Consider the following 18,956-nt stretch of genomic DNA (forward strand, 5'->3'; position numbering starts at 1 on the left):
CGGTCGGGGACAGCCCATACAGCTCGCCGGTACCCCATCGGCGCACCTAACGAGGAGATCGGTTCGTGACGATCCGCGTAGGCATCAACGGATTCGGCCGCATTGGTCGCAACTACTTCCGCGCGCTCCTGGAGCAGGGTGCGGACATCGAGATCGTCGGTGTCAACGACCTGACCGACAACGCCACCCTGGTTCACCTGCTGAAGTACGACACCATCCTGGGTCGCCTGAAGCAGGACGTCAGCCACACCGACGACACCATCACGGTCGGCAACCAGACCTTCAAGACGATGGCCGAGCGCGACCCCGCGAACCTCCCCTGGGGCGAGCTGGGCGCCGACATCGTCATCGAGTCGACCGGCATCTTCACGAAGAAGGCCGACGCGGAGAAGCACATCGCCGCCGGCGCCAAGAAGGTCCTGATCTCCGCGCCCGCCAAGGACGAGGACATCACGATCGTGATGGGCGTCAACAACGACAAGTACGACGCCGCCAAGCACCACGTCATCTCCAACGCCTCCTGCACCACCAACTGTGTGGCGCCGATGGCGAAGGTTCTCGACGAGAACTTCGGCATCGTCAAGGGCCTGATGACCACGGTCCACGCGTACACCAACGACCAGCGCATCCTGGACTTCCCGCACAGCGACCTGCGCCGCGCCCGCGCCGCCGCGGAGAACATCATCCCGACCTCGACCGGTGCCGCCAAGGCCACCGCCCTGGTCCTCCCGCAGCTCAAGGGCAAGCTGGACGGCATCGCCATGCGTGTCCCGGTCCCCACCGGCTCGGTCACCGACCTGGTCCTGGAGCTCGACCGCGAGGTCAGCAAGGACGAGATCAACGCCGCCTTCCAGAAGGCCGCCGAGGGCCAGCTCAAGGGCGTCCTGGAGTACACCGAGGACCCGATCGTCTCCTCGGACATCGTGAACTTCCCGGCCTCGTGTACCTTCGACTCCTCCCTGACCATGTCCCAGGGCAAGCAGGTCAAGGTCGTCGGCTGGTACGACAACGAGTGGGGCTACTCCAACCGTCTGGTGGACCTGACCACCTTCGTCGGCGGACAGCTCTGATCGCTGGTTGACACCGAGGCACCGAGATGTGAGGACGGGGCTCGTAGGACGCGAAGAAGCGTCGTACGGGCCCCGTTCCATGGCCGAGCTACGCAAACACGGAGTCACTCCTCATGAAGACGATCGACGACCTTCAGGTCGCCGGGCAGCGCGTCTTTGTCCGCGCAGACCTGAACGTGCCGCTGGACGGCACCACCATCACCGACGACGGCCGTATCCGTGCCGTCGCCCCGACGATCGCCAAGCTCGTCGAGCGCGGCGCCAAGGTGATCGTCGCCTCGCACCTGGGCCGCCCCAAGGGCGCCCCCGACCCGGCCTTCTCGCTGGCCCCGGCGGCCACGCGGCTGGGTGAAATCCTCGGGCAGGACGTGGCGTTCGCGACGGACACGGTCGGCGAGTCCGCCCGGTCCGTGGTCGCGGGCCTGGCCGACGGCCGGGTGGCCGTGCTGGAGAACCTCCGCTTCAACGCGGGCGAGACCAGCAAGGACGACGCCGAGCGCGGCGCCTTCGCCGAGCAGCTCGCCGGCCTCGCGGACCTGTACGTGGGTGACGGCTTCGGCGCCGTGCACCGCAAGCACGCCTCCGTGTACGACCTCCCCAAGCGCCTTCCGCACGCCGCCGGCGACCTGATCGCCACCGAGGTCGGCGTCCTGAAGAAGCTCACCGAGGACGTCAGGCGCCCCTACGTGGTCGCGCTGGGCGGCGCCAAGGTCTCCGACAAGCTGGCCGTCATCGACCAGCTGATCGAGAAGGCCGACCGCATCCTGGTCGGCGGCGGGATGGCGTACACCTTCCTCAAGGCCAAGGGCCACGAGGTCGGCATCTCACTGCTCCAGGAGGACCAGGTCCCGGCCTGCCTGGAGTACCTGGCGCGGGCCGAGAAGCGCGGTGTGGAGTTCGTGCTCCCCGTCGACGTGCTGGTGTCGGCCGAGTTCCCGGACCTCAAGACGAAGGCCCCCGCGAACCCCGCGGTGGTCTCCTCGGACGCCATCCCCGCCGACGAGGAGGGCCTGGACATCGGCCCGAAGACCCGCGAGCTCTACGCCGCGAAGCTCGCCGACGCGGGCACCGTCTTCTGGAACGGTCCGATGGGCGTCTTCGAGCACCCCGACTACGCCGGCGGCACCCGGGCCGTCGCCCAGGGGCTGCTGGACTCGCCCGCCTTCACCGTCGTGGGGGGCGGTGACTCGGCAGCCGCCGTGCGTCTGCTGGGATTCGACGAGAACGCATTCGGCCACATCTCGACCGGCGGTGGCGCCAGCCTCGAATACCTCGAAGGCAAGACGCTCCCCGGCCTCGCCGCTCTGGAGGACTGAACAACGTGACTGACCGCACCCCGCTGATGGCGGGCAACTGGAAGATGAACCTCAACCACCTCGAGGCCATCGCCCACGTCCAGAAGCTCGCCTTCGCCCTCGCCGACAAGGACTTCGACGCCGTAGAGGTCGCGGTCCTGACGCCCTTCACCGATCTGCGGTCGGTGCAGACGCTGGTCGACGGCGACAAGCTCAAGATCAAGTACGGCGCCCAGGACATCTCCGCGCACGACTCCGGCGCCTACACCGGTGAGATCTCCGGCCCGATGCTCGCCAAGCTGAAGTGCGCGTACGTGGCCGTCGGCCACAGCGAGCGCCGCCAGTACCACGGCGAGAACGAGGAGATCTGCAACGCCAAGGTCAAGGCCGCCTTCAAGAACGGCATCACCCCGATCCTGTGCGTCGGCGAGGGCCTGGACGTCCGCAAGGCCGGCAACCAGGTCGCGCACACCCTCGCCCAGGTCGACGGCGGTCTGGCGGACGTCCCGGCCGAGCAGGCCGAGACCGTGGTGATCGCCTACGAGCCGGTGTGGGCCATCGGCACCGGCGAGGTCGCCACCCCCGAGGACGCGCAGGAGGTCTGCGGTGCGATCCGCGGCCGCCTCGCCGAGCTGTACAGCCAGGAGCTGGCCGACAAGGTCCGCATCCAGTACGGCGGCTCGGTCAAGTCCGGCAACGTCGCCGCGATCATGGCGCAGCCCGACGTCGACGGCGCGCTGATCGGCGGCGCGGCCCTCGACGCGGAAGAGTTTGTGAAGATCGTCCGCTTCCGCGACCAGTAGCCGCTATGACGAGGGGGAGCCCTCGTCGTACCCTGTCGGGGCCGGGACCGGTGCAGCGGCACCGCCCCCGGCCCCGCAGCGTTTGTTGCGGATATCGTGATCCATACGTCCGTCCGTCAGTCCTAGAGAGTTGGTCCAGCCGTGGTCATCGGGTTCTCGATCGCCCTCATCGTCTTCAGCCTGCTGCTGATGATGCTGGTGCTCATGCACAAGGGGAAGGGCGGCGGTCTGTCCGACATGTTCGGCGGCGGTATGCAGTCCTCGGTCGGTGGCTCCTCGGTCGCCGAGCGCAACCTCGACCGCATCACCATCGTGGTGGCTCTGCTGTGGTTCGCCTGCATCGTCGTGCTCGGCATCCTGATGAAGCTCAGCAACTGACGCTGCGTCGGAGGTGCGGCCTATCATGAGGGAGGCGTCCTCGGACGGGTAACTCCAGCCACTGGACGCGCGTTGGGCCTTACGTAGACTGGGGCGTTCCGCAGCGCAGCTGCTGCGAGAGGCTGTGCAGCACCATTACGCAGGGAGTTACGACCGTGGCAAGTGGCAACGCGATCCGAGGAAGTCGGGTCGGGGCGGGGCCGATGGGGGAGGCCGAGCGCGGCGAGTCCGCGCCGCGCACCCGCATCTCCTTCTGGTGCTCCAACGGGCACGAGACGCAGCCCAGCTTCGCCGGCGATGCGCAGGTTCCGGACACCTGGGACTGCCCGCGCTGTGGTTTCCCGGCCGGCAAGGACCGGGACAGCCCGCCGGACCCGCCGCGCACCGAGCCGTACAAGACCCACCTCGCCTATGTCCGCGAGCGTCGCAGTGACGCGGACGGTGAGGCGATTCTCGCGGAGGCGCTCGCCAAGCTCCGCGGTGAGATCTGACGGACCCGCACTTTTTCTCGGCCGGCCCGGCCGGAGGGGACACCCCCTCCGGCCGGGCCGGCCGCGTGTGTGCCCCCCTCGGCCGTACGCGCTCCGTCCTCCGGCCGGGGCCGCATCTGAGGTAGCGGATGGGGACGTTGCCCGAGGGCCACTGTCAGTGGTCGCCCGTACCGTTTTCCGTACGCGAACGACGCGGACGGGGGCGGCATGGCGGACAGCGGAACGGGGACGAAGGCGGGCTCGGCGGCCGGCACGGGCGGGTCCCACCGGGGCGGCTTCGGCCGGCTGTGGGGTGCCGCCGCCGTCTCCCGCTTCGGTGACGCCCTGCGCGGCACGGCGCTCCCGCTGCTCGCCTACGCCCTGACGGATGACCCCCTGCTGATCTCGCTCGTCACGGCCTGCGGCTTCGTCCCCTGGCTGCTCTTCGGGCTGCTGGGCGGTGCGGTGGCCGACCGCGTGGACCCGCGGCGGGCGATGTGGGCCGTCGACGTGCTGCGCGGCCTGCTGATGGCCGGGTTCGCGCTGGCCGTGGCGTTCGACCGGGCGGGCATCGCGCTGCTGCTCGCGCTGTCCTTCGCGCTCACCACCCTCCAGACGCTGTTCGACAACGCCGCCACGGCCCTGTTGCCCGCCGTGGTGCCCAAGGAGGCGCTGGCCGCCGCCAACGCCCGGCTGATGACCGGTCAGGAGCTGGCCGGCCGGTTCCTCGGCGGACCGCTGGCACCGGTGCTCCTCGCGCTCGGCGCCGCCCTCCCGTTCCTGGCCGACGCGGTGACGTACCTCGTCGCTGCCGTCCTCGTCGCCTCCCTGCGCACCGCCCCGCCGCCACGAGGGCCGGCCACCGCCGGGCGCACCGTCCGGCGCGAAATCGGCGCGGGCATACGGCAGTTGTGGCGTGACCGGGTGCTGCGCGCCTTCTGTGTGTCGGTGGCGCTGGGCAATGTGGGCATCGGTGCGCTGATCGCGACCCTGGTGGTGGTCGTCAAGGGCGGGCTGGGGGCCGGGGACTTCGGGTATGCCGTGGTGACCACCGGCTACGGCATCGGGATGGTTCTGGGCGGGCTTCTCGCGGACCGGACGATCGCCGTGGCCGGGGGCAGGGGCCGCACCCTGCTGCTCGCCGGTGCGGTCCAGACCGTGGCGCTGGCGGGCTTCGGGACGCTGCGTACGGTCTGGCTCGCGGCCCTGCTCCTGGGCCTGTTCGGCTTCGCCGGGATGGTGTGGAACGTCCTGGAGACCACCGCCGTACAGCAGCGCAGCCCGGCCGGGATGCTCGGCCGGATCAGCTCCGCCTTCCGTACGGTCTCCGTCGCCGGGACACCGCTCGGCGCGCTGTGCGGCGGCGCGGCCGCCACGGCGTACGGTCCCCACGCCCCCGCGCTGCTGGCCGCCGCGCTACTGGCCCTGGGCACCGCCGCGCTGGCACCTGTTCTTCAGACCACCGACGGCGCCCCGTCCGACAGCGGACAGATACCTCCCACCGCGCCCTGATCAATTAGGTTGGGAGACGGCGGGGCCGGTACGAGATGAAGAAGGCTGATGTCCGAGATGAACGCAGAAGGCCGCAGCAGGCTCGATCAGCTGCCTGAGTGGACCGCGCTGGGCAAGCACCGTGAGCAGCTGGCGGAGGTGCATCTGCGCGAGCTGTTCGAGCGGGACCCGGGGCGCGCCGAGCGCTACACCCTCCAGGTCGGCGATCTGCACCTGGACTACTCCAAGCACCTGGTCACCGACGAGACGCTGGGGCTGCTGCGCGAGCTGGCCGCGGCGGCCGATGTGGCCGGGCTGCGGGACGCGATGTTCCGCGGCGAGAAGATCAACATCACCGAACGGCGCTCCGTGCTGCACACCGCGCTGCGCGCGCCCGGCTCGGCGGTCGTCACGAGCGACGGCGAGAACGTCGTCCCCGGTGTGCAGCACGTCCTGACCAGGATGGGCACCTTCGCCGACCGGGTCCGCTCCGGCGACTGGAAGGGCCACACCGGCAAGCGCATCAAGACCGTCGTCAACATCGGTATCGGCGGCTCGGACCTGGGTCCGGCGATGGCGTACGAGGCGCTGCGCGCCTTCACCCACCGGGACATGCAGTTCCGCTTCGTCTCCAATGTGGACGGCGCCGACCTGCACGAGGCGGTCCGTGATCTGGACCCGGCCGAGACGCTGTTCATCATCGCCTCGAAGACCTTCACCACCATCGAGACGATCACCAACGCCACCTCGGCCCGCGACTGGCTGCTGACCGGTCTGAGGGCCGGGGGAGAGGCCGTCGCCAAGCACTTCGTGGCGCTGTCGACCAACGCCGGGAAGGTGGCGGAGTTCGGCATCGACACGGACAACATGTTCGAGTTCTGGGACTGGGTCGGCGGCCGGTACTCCTTCGACTCCGCGATCGGCCTGTCGCTGATGATCGCGATCGGCCCGGAGCGCTTCCGCGAGATGCTGGCCGGCTTCCACCTCGTCGACGAGCACTTCTGCTCCGCCCCGCCGGAGGAGAACGCCCCGCTGCTGCTGGGCCTGCTCGGCATCTGGTACGGCAACTTCTGGGACGCGCAGGCGCACGCCGTGCTGCCCTACAGCCACTACCTCTCCCGGTTCACCGCCTATCTCCAGCAGCTGGACATGGAGTCCAACGGCAAGTCCGTGGACCGCCAGGGCAACCGGGTCAACTGGCAGACGGGGCCCGTCGTCTGGGGCACGCCCGGGACGAACGGCCAGCACGCCTACTACCAGCTCCTGCACCAGGGCACGAAGATGATCCCGGCCGACCTCATCGGCTTCGCCGAGCCGGTCGCCGACCTCCAGCCGGGCCTGGTCGCCCAGCACGACCTGCTGATGGCCAACCTCTTCGCCCAGGGCCAGGCGCTGGCCTTCGGCAAGACGCCGGACGAGGTACGCGCCGAGGGCGTGGCCGAGGAACTGGTGCCGCACAAGACCTTCCCGGGCAACCGCCCCACCACGACCGTCCTGGCCGGTGAGCTCAGCCCGTCCGTGCTGGGCCAGTTGATCGCGCTCTACGAGCACAAGGTGTTCGTCCAGGGCGCGGTGTGGAACATCGACTCCTTCGACCAGTGGGGCGTGGAGCTGGGCAAGGTCCTCGCCAAGCGCGTCGAACCGGCACTGACCGAGGGCGCCGAGGTGCCGGGCCTCGACGCCTCCACGGCCGGTCTGGTCGCCAAGTACCGCCAGCTGCGCGGGCGTTGATCGACCGGTCGCCGCCGGAGCGTCGCGGTGACGCCGTGGGCCCCGCACCCGGGAAGGGTGCGGGGCCCACGGCCTTGCTGCGGTGTTCCTCAGGCCGACGCCGGCGGGTAGAGGTCGCGCGGCAGCTGGGACGCCGCCGCCTCGTCCAGCAGCCACAGGGTCCGGCTGCGGCCCCGTGCGCCGGCCGCCGGGGCCTGGACCTCACCGGCGCCGGAGAGGGCGATGGCCGCGGCGTTGGCCTTGTCCTCGCCGGCCGCCAGCAGCCAGACCTCCCGCGCCGCGCGGATCGCCGGCAGGGTCAGCGAGACCCGGGTGGGCGGCGGCTTCGGCGCGCCGTGCACCCCGACCACCGTCCGGTCCGTCTCGTAGACCGCGGGCAGCTCCGGGAAGAGCGAGGCGACATGGGTGTCCGGGCCGACGCCCAGCAGCAGGACGTCGAAGGACGGCACCGGGCCGTGGTCCTCGGGGCCCGCGGCGGCGGCGAGTTCGGCCGCGTACGCCTCGGCGGCGGCGTCGGCGTCCTTGCCGTACGGACCGTCCGACGGGGGCATGGGGTGCACCCGGGACGGGGCCAGCGGAACGCTGTCCAGCAGCACCTCGCGGGCCTGGGTGTGGTTGCGCTCCGGATCGCCGTCCGGTGCGAACCGCTCGTCGCCCCACCACAGGTCGAGCCGGGACCAGTCCACCGCGTCCCGGGCGGGCGCCTCGGCGAGGGCCGCGAGCAGCCCGTTGCCGTTGCGCCCGCCGGTCAGGACCACGGAGGCGGAGCCGCGGGCGGCCTGGGCGTCCACGATCTTCGTGATCAGCCGGGCCGCCGCGGCCTTGGCCATCAGCTCCTTGTCGCGGTGGACGACCACCTGCGGAGCACTCACTTGGCGGCCGCCTTCTTCGCGGGCTTCTTCGCCGCGGGCTTGGCGGGGCCGCTCTCGGCCGTGTTCTCCTCGGCGGCCGGCGGCGCGCCGTTTCCGTGACCGAGCCGGTCCACACCGAACTTCAGCGCGGCGGCGTAGATCTCGTCCGGGTCGAGCCGGCGCAGCTCCTCGGCGAGCAGCTCGGAGGTTTCCCGCCGCTTGAGCGCCACCGCGCGGTCGGGCTGGCCGTGCATGGAGAGCGTGGCCAGCGAGCCGTCCGGGCGGTCCAGCACGATCGCGCCGATGCTGGACTCCATCCGGACCGCCGTCAGGCCGGGGCCGCCGGACACCTTGCGGGTGACCGGGATGTTCAGCCGGTCGGCCAGCCACATGGCGAGCAGCTCACAGCTGGGGTTGAACTCCTCGCCGGTCACCTCGGCCGAGGTGACCGTGCACGGCGCCTGGTCGAGCGCCGCCGCCAGCATCGAGCGCCACGGCGTGATCCGGGTCCAGGACAGGTCCGTGTCACCGGGCGTGTAGGTGTCGGCGCGGGCGGACAGCTCGTGAATGGGCTGCTCGTCGGCGTAGGCGTCGGTGACCCGGCGCTGGGCCAGCGCACCGAGCGGGTCCTGGGCGGGTGCCGCCGGGGCGTTCACCGCCCACCAGACCACGACCGGGGCGTCCGGCAGCAGCAGCGGCAGCACCACGGACTGGGCGTGGTCGATGACCTCGCCGTACAGCCGCAGCAGCACCGTCTCGCCGGTGCCGGCCTCCGTGCCGACCCGTACCTCGGCGTCCAGCCGGGCCTTGGCGCGGTCGCGCGGCGACCGGCTGACCCGCTTGATGACGACGAGGGTGCGCGAGGGGTGCTCGCGGGAGGCCTCGTTGGCCGCCTTCAGGGAGTCGTAGGCGTTCTCCTCGTCGGTGACGATGACGAGGGTGAGCACCATGCCGCTGGTCGGGGTGCCCACCGCGCGGCGGCCCTCCACCAGCGCCTTGTTGATCTTGCTGGAGGTGGTTTCCGTCAGATCGATCTTCATGGCCGACGCCAGCTCCGTCCGTCTCGTGCGAGCATTTCGTCCGCCTCGGCCGGGCCCCAGGTACCCGCCGGGTACTGCGCGGGCTTGCCGTGCCGGTCCCAGTACTCCTCGATCGGGTCGAGGATGCGCCAGGACCGCTCCACCTCCTCCACTCGCGGGAAGAGGTTGGCGTCGCCGAGGAGGACATCGAGGATCAGGCGCTCGTACGCCTCCGGGCTGGACTCGGTGAAGGACTCGCCGTACGCGAAGTCCATCGACACGTCCCGTACCTCCATCGAGGTGCCCGGCACCTTCGAGCCGAACCGCACGGTGACGCCCTCGTCCGGCTGCACCCGGATGACCAGGGCGTTCTGCCCCAGCTCCTCGGTGGCGGTGTGGTCGAAGGGGGAGTGCGGAGCGCGCTGGAAGACCACCGCGATCTCGGTGACCCGGCGGCCCAGGCGCTTGCCGGTGCGCAGGTAGAAGGGGACGCCCGCCCAGCGGCGGTTGTCGATCGACAGCTTGATCGCGGCGTAGGTGTCGGTCTTCGACCTGGGGTCGATGCCGTCTTCCTGGAGGTAGCCGACGGCCTTCTCGCCGCCCTGCCAGCCCGCCGCGTACTGCGCGCGGACGGTCTCCTTGCCGAGGTCCTTGGGCAGCCGGACCGCGCCCAGCACCTTGGTCTTCTCCGCGACCAGCGCGTCCGCCTCGAAGGAGGCGGGCTCCTCCATCGCGGTCAGCGCGAGCAGCTGGAGCAGGTGGTTCTGGATGACGTCACGGGCCGCGCCGATGCCGTCGTAGTAGCCGGCCCGGCCGCCGATGCCGATGTCCTCGGCCATCGTGATCTGGACGTGGTCGACGTAGCTGCGGTTCCACAGCGGCTCGAACATCGTGTTGGCGAAGCGCAGCGCCAGGATGTTCTGGACCGTCTCCTTGCCCAGGTAGTGGTCGATCCGGAAGACCTCGTGCGGCGGGAAGACCTCGTGCACGATCCGGTTGAGCTCCTTGGCGCTCTCCAGGTTGTGTCCGAACGGCTTCTCGATGACCGCGCGGCGCCAGGAGTCCTCCTTCTGCTCGGCCAGCCCGTGCTTCTTCAGCTGCTGGACGACCTTGGGGAAGAACTTCGGCGGCACGGACAGGTAGAAGGCGAAGTTGCCGCCGGTGCCCTGCGCCTTGTCGAGCTCGTTTATCGTCTCCTTGAGCGTCTCGAAGGCCTCGTCGTCGTCGAAGTTGCCCTGGACGAAGCGGCAGCCCTGCACCAGCTGCTGCCAGACCTCCTCGCGGAACGGCGTACGGGAGTGCTCCTTGACCGCCGTGTACACCTCCTGCGCGAAGTCCTCGTGCTCCCACTCGCGGCGGGCGAACCCGACGAGCGAGAAGCCCGGCGGCAGCAGCCCCCGGTTGGCGAGGTCATACACGGCAGGCATCAGCTTTTTCCGGGACAAATCGCCCGTGACGCCGAAGATCACCAGGCCCGACGGCCCCGCGATACGCGGGAGCCGTCGGTCCAGGGCGTCACGGAGCGGGTTGGCTCCGTGGGAATCAGTCAAGGGAGATCAGCCCTCCGAGGGAGCGAGGCGCTTGAGCTCCGCCTCCGTGGACTTGAGCAGGTCGTTCCAGGACGCCTCGAACTTCTCCACGCCCTCGTCCTCCAGCAGCTGGACGACCTCGTCGTACGAGATCCCGAGCCGGGCGATGGCCTCCAGGTCGGCGCGCGCCGCCCCGTAGCCGCCGCGCACGGTGTCACCGGTGATCCGACCGTGGTCGCCGGTGGCCTCCAGGGTGGCCTCCGGCATGGTGTTGACCGTGCCCGGGGCGACCAGTTCGTCGACGTACAGGGTGTCCTTGTACGCGGGGTCCTTGACGCCGGTCGAGGCCCACAGCGGGCGCTGCTTGTTGGCGCCGGTCTTGTCGAGCGCGGCCCAGCGCTCCGAGGAGAAGACCTCCTCGTACGCCTCGTAGGCCAGCCGGGCGTTGGCCAGCGCGGCCTTGCCCTTGAGGGCCTTGGCCTCGTCCGTGCCGAGCTTCTCCAGGCGCTTGTCGATCTCGCTGTCCACACGGGACACGAAGAACGACGCCACCGAGCGGATCAGGGACAGGTCCAGGCCCGCCTCCTTGGCCTTCTCCAGGCCCGCCAGGTAGGCGTCCATGACCTCGCGGTAGCGCTCCAGCGAGAAGATCAGCGTGACGTTGACGCTGATGCCGAGGCCGATGACCTCGGTGATCGCCGGCAGACCCGCCTTGGTGGCCGGGATCTTGATCAGCGTGTTCGGACGGTCCACCAGCCACGCCAGCTGCTTGGCCTCGGCGATGGTGGGCGTGGTGCGGTGCGCCAGGCGCGGGTCGACCTCGATGGAGACCCGGCCGTCCTGGCCGCCGGTGGCGTCGAAGACCGGCCGCAGGATGTCGGCGGCGTCCCGGACGTCCGCCGTCGTGATCATGCGGATGGCTTCCTCGACGGTGACCTTGCGGGCGGCGAGGTCGGCGACCTGCTGGTCGTAGCCGTGGCCGTCCGAGATGGCCTTCTGGAAGATCGACGGGTTGGTCGTGACGCCGACGACGTGCTGCTGGTCGATCAGCTCGGCGAGGTTGCCGGACGTGATGCGCTGGCGCGACAGGTCGTCCAGCCAGATCGCCACGCCCTCGTCGGAGAGGCGCTTGAGTGCGTCTGTCATGGGTTCTGCATCTCCTACTTGTCGTGTACGGGCGTCAGCGCGCGGCGGCTTCGAGCGATTCCCGGGCGGCGGCGGCCACCGCGTCGGCGGTGAAGCCGAACTCGCGGAAGAGCACCTTGCCGTCGGCCGAGGCACCGAAGTGCTCCAGGGAGACGATGCGCCCGGCGTCACCGACGAAGCGGTGCCAGGTCAGACCGATGCCGGCCTCGACGGCGACCCGGGCCCGGACGGACGGGGGCAGCACACTGTCGCGGTAGGCCTGGTCCTGCTGGTCGAACCACTCGACCGACGGCATCGACACCACGCGGGTGGGAACGCCCTCGGCCTGCAGCTGCTCGCGCGCCTCGACGGCGAGCTGCACCTCGGAACCGGTACCGATCAGCACGACCTGCGGCGCGGTGTCCTGCCCGTCGGCGCCGGCGGCCTCGAAGAGGACGTAACCGCCCTTGGCGGCGGCCTCGTTGGCCGGGTATGTCGGCACGCCCTGGCGGGTCAGCGCGAGGCCGTGCGGGGCGCCCACGCCGTACTCCTTGGTGTAGCGCCGGAGGATCTCGCGCCAGGCGATCGCGGTCTCGTTGGCGTCGGCCGGGCGCACGACGTTGAGGCCCGGGATGGCGCGCAGCGAGGCGAGGTGCTCGATGGGCTGGTGGGTCGGACCGTCCTCGCCCAGACCGATGGAGTCGTGCGTCCACACGTACGTCACCGGCAGGTGCATCAGCGCGGACAGCCGGACGGCGTTGCGCATGTAGTCGGAGAACACCAGGAAGGTGCCGCCGTAGATGCGGGTGTTGCCGTGCAGCGCGATGCCGTTCATCTCCGCGGCCATGGAGTGCTCGCGGATACCGAAGTGGATCGTGCGGCCGTACGGGTCGGCACCCGGCAGCGGGTTGCCCTCGGGCAGGAACGACGAGGTCTTGTCGATCGTGGTGTTGTTCGAGCCCGCCAGGTCGGCGGAGCCGCCCCACAGCTCGGGGATGACCGTGCCGAGCGCCTGGAGCACCTTGCCGGACGCGGCGCGGGTGGCCACCGCCTTACCGGTCTCGAAGGCGGGGAGGTGCTCCTCCCAGCCCGCGGGCAGCTCGCCCGCGGCGATCCGGTCGAACTCCGCGGCACGCTCCGGGTTGGCGGCGCGCCAGTCGGCGAAGGACTTCTCCCACTCCTTCTTGGCGTCGCGGCCGCGGTCGAGGGCGGCGCGGGTGTGCGCGAGCACCTCGTCGGTGACGTCGAAGGACTTCTCCGGGTCGAAGCCCAGCACGCGCTTGGTGGCCGCGACCTCCTCGTCACCCAGCGCCGAGCCGTGCGCGGCCTCGGTGTTCTGGGCGTTCGGGGCGGGCCAGGCGATGATCGAGCGCATCGCGATGAACGACGGGCGCTCGGTCTCGGCCTTGGCGGCGTCCAGGGCACGGGCGAGAGCGGCCGGGTCCAGGTCGCCGTTGGGCAGCTGCTCGACGCGCTGGACGTGCCAGCCGTAGGCCTCGTAGCGCTTGAGGGTGTCCTCGGAGACCGCGGTCTCGGTGTCACCCTCGATGGAGATGTGGTTGTCGTCCCACAGCAGGATGAGGTTGCCGAGCTTCTGGTGGCCCGCCAGGGAGGACGCCTCGGCGGAGATGCCCTCCTGGAGGCAGCCGTCACCGGCGATGCAGTAGATGGTGTGGTCGAAGGGCGAGGTGCCCTGCGCCGCGCCGGGGTCGAACAGCCCGCGCTCGTAGCGCGATGCCATCGCCATGCCGACCGCGTTGGCGACACCCTGGCCCAGCGGGCCGGTGGTGGTCTCCACGCCGGTGGTGTGGCCGTACTCGGGGTGGCCCGGGGTCTTCGAGCCCCAGGTGCGGAACGCCTCCAGGTCGGCCAGCTCCAGGCCGTAACCGGCGAGGTAGAGCTGGATGTAGAGGGTCAGGCTGGAGTGGCCCGCGGAGAGGACGAACCGGTCGCGGCCGGTCCAGTTCGCGTCCGCCGGGTCGTGCCGCATCAGCTTCTGGAAGAGAAGGTAGGCGGCCGGCGCCAGGCTCATGGCCGTACCGGGATGGCCGTTACCGACCTTCTGCACGGAATCCATGGCCAGGACACGGACGGTGTCCACTGCCCGCTGATCCAGTTCGGTCCACTCGAGATCTGTGGTGGTCGGCTTGGTGCTCACCCTGAGTCAGGGCTCCTCTCCACATGTCGAATGCCGCGGACGGTATGTCCGCCAGGCGGTGTCGAGCCTACCCCCGCGAGTGCGTGCGTCTTTTCGACGCTCAGTCGGTGTTTTCGGCGCTCAGTCGGTGCGGTGCGGCCCCGGCCGCAGCCCGCTTCGGGCGGCGAAATCAGGACATCTGGCCTTCCCGTCTTCGATGCGAGGGTCTCCGGGCCCGGTCCGAACGACGGGTCCTAGCACCAGACTGCCGGGAGGTGGTCGGGTTCGCCTCCCGAACGCCGGGCGGACACCGGGGGAAAGGTGCCGCCGCGGCACCCCCGCCCGGCGCCCAACACGACCCCACCCCCGCGAAGATCGCTGTATGGCCAACGTCTAAAGTGGCGTGGTACGCGCAAGCCCTCTACCGCGTCTTCACCGCCGGAAGGGTTTGCATGCCTTATCTCTTCCGCGGCAGAGGCCGCTGATGTTACTTCCAGGGGTGTGCGTGACGGCCGTCGAATCCCGTCCAGCGGGTGGGGGCACCGCCCACGTCGTCCAGCCGGTGGGGGAGCTCTCCCAGGTCCCGGGGGGTCCCGGTGAGCGGCCGTTCGGGGCCCGCGTCAAGGCGTTCGTGGCACTGACCAAGCCGAGGGTCATCGAGCTGCTGCTGATGACCACCGTGCCGGTGATGTTCCTGGCGGCCCAGGGCGTCCCCGATCTGTGGCTCGTCCTGGCGACCTGTATCGGCGGCTACCTCTCGGCCGGCGGCGCCGCGGCCTACAACATGTACCTGGACCGCGACATCGACGCCCTGATGGACCGCACGTCCCAGCGGCCGCTGATCACCGGCATGGTGAGCCCCCGTGAGTGCCTGGTGTTCGCCACCGCCCTCGCGGTCGGCTCCACCGCCTGGTTCTGGTACCTCGTCAACCCGCTGTCGGCGATGCTGTCGCTCGGTGCGCTGCTTTTCTACGTCGTCGTTTACACGATGATCCTCAAGCGCCGCACCTCCCAGAACATCGTCTGGGGCGGCATCGCGGGCTGTATGCCGGTCTTCATCGGCTGGTCGTCGGTGACGAACACCGTCTCCTGGGCCTCGTTCGTCCTCTTCCTGGTCATCTTCTTCTGGACGCCGCCGCACTACTGGCCGCTGTCGATGAAGGTCAAGGACGACTACGAGCGGGTCGGGGTGCCGATGCTGCCGGCCGTCGCGGGCAACAAGGTGGTCGCCCGGCAGATCGTCGCCTACAGCTGGGTGATGGTCGCGGTCTCGCTGCTGCTCCAGCCGCTGGGCTACACCGGCTGGTTCTACACCGCGGTCGCCCTCGTCTGCGGAGGCTTCTGGCTCAAGGAGGCGCACGGTCTCCAGGCCCGCGCGAAGGCCGGGATCACGGGCGCCAAGCTCAAGGAGATGCGGCTGTTCCACTGGTCCATCACCTATGTGTCGCTGCTGTTCGTCGCCGTCGCCGTGGACCCATTCCTCCGCTGAGAAGAGGTGTGGGGGATCACCCTCACAAACGGCCGTACCCGCGGGTAGCATGCTGTTCATGGCAGACACCCAGCAGGCGGAAGAGCAGGTGGAGGCGGCGGCCGGCACGGCGGCCGACAAGCGGACCGGCCGGCGCACGGCCAGGCTCGCCAAGCAGATCCGCGCCTTCGCCGACAGCCACGGCGGCAGTGCCGAGGGCCAGCTCGCGCACCTCGGCCGCGGCCGCACACGGATCGCCCTCGTCGGCGCCAACGGCGAGTGGGGCAACCTCGTCGCGGACTCCTTCGACTCCGCCAAGGACGCCGCCACGGCGGCCGGAATCACCCTCCAGGACGACTTCGACGGCGACCTCGCCGCCAAGGTCCGCACCGGCCCCTACGAGTGGTCCCGGATGGCCGGCATCCAGGTCGGCGGCCCGTCCAACGGCTGACGGGCGGTAACCGGGCGCCGTGCGCCGGAGCGTACGCCGGAAGCGGAGCCCGATACCTCACCACCACCTCGTCCGTTAAGCCCACCAGGCGCGGCGCTCCGGCCACGCCCGGCGGGCTCTCGGCGAGGGAGAAGCGGATGGACGGACTTCCACCGCTCATCGACCAGTACAGCGTCGGCGCGGTGCACGACGAGCTCGGCCTCGGCTCCTTCGAGACCCACCTCGCCGCCGCGGCCGGCGCCCACGGCCCGGCCCCCGTCGGCGCCAGCTACTTCGACAGCTTCACCGGGCTCGCGATACGCCGCTGGTGCCCGCCGCTGCTCGGCCTGGAACCGCACTGTCCGCCCGCCCGCTATCTGGCGCGCCGACGCGAGGTCGGCGCCTACCGGGCCGGACGCCTGCTGCTGCGCGGCTCCGGCATCGGCACGTTCCTGCTGGAGGCCGGGACCCCGGGCAACCTGACCTCGGCCACCGAACTCGGCACCGCCGCCGCGGCCCACGCCCACGAGGTCGTCCGGCTCGAACCGCTCGCCGAGCAGGTCGCCGACACCTCCGGCAGCGTCGACTCCTTCATCGGCTACACCGCCGAGGCCCTCTACGCCGCGGCCCAGCACGCCGCCGCCTTCGCGTCCGGCGCCACCCACTGCGAGGGGCACGCCCCGGAGGCCGGAGAGGTGCGGCGGGCGGCGGACCGCTGGCTGCGCGGCCGTCGGCCGGGGGAGCGGCTCACCGAGCCCGCGCTCGTCCGGCATCTGCTGTGGAGCGCGGTGGCGACCGGGCTGCCGGTGCAGCTGCACTGCCCCGACCCGCAGCCGCTGACGGCCTTTCTGCGCGCCACCACCGGCATCGGCTCGGACCTCGTCCTGCTGCCGGAGACACCGCACCACCGGCGGGCGGCGCAGCTCGCCGCGGTGCACGCCCATGTGTACGCGGACGCCGGGCCCCGGCCCGAGGAGACCCTGGGCCAGGCGCCGTTCGGCAAGCTGCTGTTCTCCTCGCGGGCCCGCGGACTGCCCGAGCTCTATGTGACCGGCGCCCGGTGCTTCGTCCGGGCCATGGCACGCCTCGTACGGGAGTGGACCGAGGAGGGGCTGTGCGGGTCCGAGGACGGGCGGCGGATCACCGAGACGGTCGGGTTCGGGACCGCGCGCCGGGTCTACCGGCTGAGCGCGGAGGCCGCCTGAGGCTCCGGTGCCTCGTGTTCGCCGGAGGGGGCGGGCTCGCCGGGCTCCTTCTCCAGGAGCGGACCGCGGTCGCGCAAGGAAAGACAGACCCGCAGCACCCAGATCCACACCAGGGACGAGCCCAGCATGTGGAGCCCGATGACGATCTCGGGCAGGCCCGTGAAGTACTGGACGTAGCCGATGACGCCCTGCGCGGCGATACAGGCGAACAGCTCCAGGAGCATCCGGCGCGGCGCGGCGGGCGCCTTGACGGCGCGCAGGGTGAACCACAGGGCGACGGACAGGCCGACGACGATGTACACGAAGTCGACGTGCAGCTGGGTGATCTCCTGCCAGTCCAGCGGGATGCGGTGGACCTTCTTGGCGTCGCCCGCGTGCGGTCCCGTCCCGGTGACGACCGTGCCGATGACGGTGAGCGCGCCGGTCGCGGCCACCAGCAGCCAGGCCAGCTGCCGCGCCGGACGGGCGACCAGGTCGCGCGCCTCCTCGTCGCCCTCGGCCGCCCGCTTCCAGCTCAGCACGGCGACCGTGAGCAGCGCCGTGGCCGCGAGGAAGTGCGAGCTGACGATGTACGGGTTCAGGCCGGTCAGGACCGTGACACCGCCGATGACGGCATTGCTCATGACCAGCCAGAACTGCGCCCAGCCGAGCCGGGTGAGCGAGCGGCGCCGGGGGTGACGGGCACGGGCGGCGATGATGAACAGCCCGACGACCGCGCACAGCACATACGTCAGCATGCGGTTGCCGAACTCGATGAGGCCGTTGACGCCCATCGCGGCGGTCGGAGTCAGGCTGTCCGGGGTGCACTTGGGCCAGGTCGAGCAGCCCAGCCCGGACTGGGAGAGCCGGACCGCGCCGCCCGTGACGACGATGATCACGGCCATCACGACGGTGGCCAGGGCGGCCCGCCGCACGAAGGCCGCGGACGGCTGCCAGCGGCGGGCGATCAGCTCAAGAGGATTCAGCGTGTTCGGCACGGGAGCCATCGTAGGCGGCCCCTTGTGCAAACTTTCACGAGGGGTGCGCTCGCGACGGAAGCACCCGTCCGGGCCGTGCCTCGGCCGCTCACTCCCAGCGGAAGAGCCGCGCCGCGGCGCCCAGTCCGAGCACCGCCCACACGCCCAGGACCCCGAGGTCCGTCCAGGGGATGCCGGCGCCGTGCTGGAGGACGTCGCGCAGCCCGTCGGACAGCGCCGTGATCGGCAGCAGCCCGAGCACGCTCTGGGCCGCGGCCGGGAACTTGTCCAGCGGGACGATCACGCCGCCGCCGACCAGCAGCAGCAGGAAGACCAGGTTGGCCGCGGCCAGGGTGGCCTCCGCCTTGAGGGTGCCGGCCATCAGGAGGCCCAGGCCCGAGAAGGCGGCGGTGCCCAGGAGGAGCAGCAGCACCACGGCGAGCGGGTTGCCGTGCGGGGACCAGCCCAGCGCGAAGGCGACCACCGTCAGCAGCGTGACCTGCAGAATCTCGGTGACCAGCACCGCACAGGTCTTGGCGGTCATCAGCCCCCAGCGCGGCAGCGGCGAGACGGCGAGCCGCTTGAGCACGCCGTAGCGCCGCTCGAATCCGGTCGCGATGGCCTGGCCGGTGAAGGCGGTCGACAGCACGGCGAGCGCCAGGATGCCGGGCGCCAGGAAGTCGACGGACCGGCCCGCGCCGTCGGCCGTGTCCGTGGGCACCGCGATGATGTCGACGGCGGAGAACAGCACCAGCAGCAGCGTCGGGATGATCACGGTCAGCAGCAGCTGCTCGCCGTTGCGCAGCAGCATCCTGGTCTCCAGGGCCGCCTGCGCGCGGATCATCCGGGGCAGCGGGGCGGCGCCGGGCCGCGGGCTGAAGGTTCCGGTGACGCCACCGGCCTCGGTGGTGGTCATGCGCGCAGCTCCTTGCCGGTCAGCTCCAGGCTGTGCCTTCCCGGGGGACGACGCCCGGACCCCCGGCCGAAGGCGGTGTGGC

17 protein-coding genes are annotated in these 18,956 nt (G+C 70.9%); 10 read left to right on the forward strand and 7 right to left on the reverse strand.

Annotated elements, in window-relative coordinates; genetic code table 11:
* Positions 1-65: 65 nt before the first annotated feature.
* From gap to pgi, 7 genes are all read left to right on the forward strand, one after another.
* Positions 66-1,070, forward strand: coding sequence for a type I glyceraldehyde-3-phosphate dehydrogenase (gene gap / locus ACWC9R_RS13275; protein WP_450731224.1), 1,005 nt, complete (start codon positions 66-68; stop codon positions 1,068-1,070).
* Between the two features lie 113 nt (positions 1,071-1,183).
* Positions 1,184-2,386 (forward strand): phosphoglycerate kinase, encoded by a 1,203-nt coding sequence (locus tag ACWC9R_RS13280; protein ID WP_450731226.1) that lies wholly within the window; start codon positions 1,184-1,186, stop codon positions 2,384-2,386.
* A gap of 5 nt (positions 2,387-2,391) precedes the next feature.
* Complete coding sequence (gene tpiA, locus ACWC9R_RS13285; RefSeq protein ID WP_450731227.1) at positions 2,392-3,168, forward strand: triose-phosphate isomerase; 777 nt, start codon at positions 2,392-2,394, stop codon at positions 3,166-3,168.
* 141 nt (positions 3,169-3,309) lie between these two features.
* Positions 3,310-3,546, forward strand: a complete 237-nt coding sequence (secG, locus tag ACWC9R_RS13290) for a preprotein translocase subunit SecG (protein ID WP_362614367.1) — start codon at positions 3,310-3,312, stop codon at positions 3,544-3,546.
* Positions 3,547-3,701: 155 nt separating this feature from the next.
* Positions 3,702-4,037 carry an RNA polymerase-binding protein RbpA gene (locus ACWC9R_RS13295; RefSeq protein ID WP_006606296.1) on the forward strand — a complete coding sequence of 112 codons (336 nt, stop codon included), beginning with the start codon at positions 3,702-3,704 and terminating at the stop codon, positions 4,035-4,037.
* Between the two features lie 207 nt (positions 4,038-4,244).
* Positions 4,245-5,528 (forward strand): MFS transporter, encoded by a 1,284-nt coding sequence (locus tag ACWC9R_RS13300; RefSeq protein WP_450731229.1) that lies wholly within the window; start codon positions 4,245-4,247, stop codon positions 5,526-5,528.
* Positions 5,529-5,585: 57 nt separating this feature from the next.
* Complete coding sequence (gene pgi, locus ACWC9R_RS13305) at positions 5,586-7,238, forward strand: glucose-6-phosphate isomerase (RefSeq protein ID WP_450731288.1); 1,653 nt, start codon at positions 5,586-5,588, stop codon at positions 7,236-7,238.
* 89 nt (positions 7,239-7,327) lie between these two features.
* On the opposite strand, the gene pgl is transcribed toward pgi, so the two are convergent.
* The 5 genes from pgl to tkt are packed head-to-tail and all read right to left on the reverse strand — an operon-like array spanning position 7,328 to position 13,920.
* The gene (gene pgl, locus ACWC9R_RS13310) at positions 7,328-8,110 is read right to left on the reverse strand and encodes a 6-phosphogluconolactonase (RefSeq protein WP_450731231.1); all 783 of its coding nucleotides are present in this window, start codon (positions 8,108-8,110) and stop codon (positions 7,328-7,330) included.
* Positions 8,107-9,129 carry a glucose-6-phosphate dehydrogenase assembly protein OpcA gene (opcA, locus tag ACWC9R_RS13315; protein WP_450731233.1) on the reverse strand — a complete coding sequence of 341 codons (1,023 nt, stop codon included), beginning with the start codon at positions 9,127-9,129 and terminating at the stop codon, positions 8,107-8,109. The genes pgl and opcA overlap by 4 nt, the downstream gene beginning before the upstream one ends.
* Complete coding sequence (gene zwf, locus ACWC9R_RS13320; protein ID WP_450731235.1) at positions 9,126-10,658, reverse strand: glucose-6-phosphate dehydrogenase; 1,533 nt, start codon at positions 10,656-10,658, stop codon at positions 9,126-9,128. The genes opcA and zwf overlap by 4 nt, the downstream gene beginning before the upstream one ends.
* A gap of 6 nt (positions 10,659-10,664) precedes the next feature.
* Positions 10,665-11,783: a transaldolase gene (gene tal, locus ACWC9R_RS13325; RefSeq protein ID WP_450731236.1), complete on the reverse strand. Its 1,119-nt coding sequence runs from the start codon at positions 11,781-11,783 to the stop codon at positions 10,665-10,667.
* Positions 11,784-11,817: 34 nt separating this feature from the next.
* Positions 11,818-13,920, reverse strand: coding sequence for a transketolase (tkt, locus tag ACWC9R_RS13330; protein ID WP_450731238.1), 2,103 nt, complete (start codon positions 13,918-13,920; stop codon positions 11,818-11,820).
* Positions 13,921-14,404: 484 nt separating this feature from the next.
* Between tkt and ACWC9R_RS13335 the strand changes: the two genes are divergently transcribed.
* The 3 genes from ACWC9R_RS13335 (at position 14,405) to ACWC9R_RS13345 (ending at position 17,002) form a co-directional block, all read left to right on the forward strand.
* Positions 14,405-15,388 (forward strand): heme o synthase, encoded by a 984-nt coding sequence (locus tag ACWC9R_RS13335; protein WP_450731240.1) that lies wholly within the window; start codon positions 14,405-14,407, stop codon positions 15,386-15,388.
* A 49-nt stretch (positions 15,389-15,437) separates the two neighbouring features.
* Positions 15,438-15,818: a type 1 periplasmic-binding domain-containing protein gene (locus tag ACWC9R_RS13340; RefSeq protein ID WP_362612303.1), complete on the forward strand. Its 381-nt coding sequence runs from the start codon at positions 15,438-15,440 to the stop codon at positions 15,816-15,818.
* Between the two features lie 137 nt (positions 15,819-15,955).
* Positions 15,956-17,002: an amidohydrolase gene (locus ACWC9R_RS13345; RefSeq protein WP_450731242.1), complete on the forward strand. Its 1,047-nt coding sequence runs from the start codon at positions 15,956-15,958 to the stop codon at positions 17,000-17,002.
* On the opposite strand, the gene ACWC9R_RS13350 is transcribed toward ACWC9R_RS13345, so the two are convergent.
* Both ACWC9R_RS13350 and ACWC9R_RS13355 read right to left on the reverse strand, forming a co-directional pair.
* Entirely contained in the window at positions 16,975-17,979 is a 1,005-nt protein-coding gene (locus ACWC9R_RS13350) for a COX15/CtaA family protein (RefSeq protein WP_450731243.1), read from the reverse strand. The genes ACWC9R_RS13345 and ACWC9R_RS13350 overlap by 28 nt on opposite strands.
* A gap of 88 nt (positions 17,980-18,067) precedes the next feature.
* On the reverse strand, positions 18,068-18,874 hold the full coding sequence (locus tag ACWC9R_RS13355; protein ID WP_450731245.1) for an ABC transporter permease: 807 nt from the start codon (positions 18,872-18,874) through the stop codon (positions 18,068-18,070).
* Positions 18,875-18,956: the final 82 nt, after the last annotated feature.

The sequence above is a fragment of the Streptomyces sp. NPDC001219 genome (genome assembly GCF_053597915.1).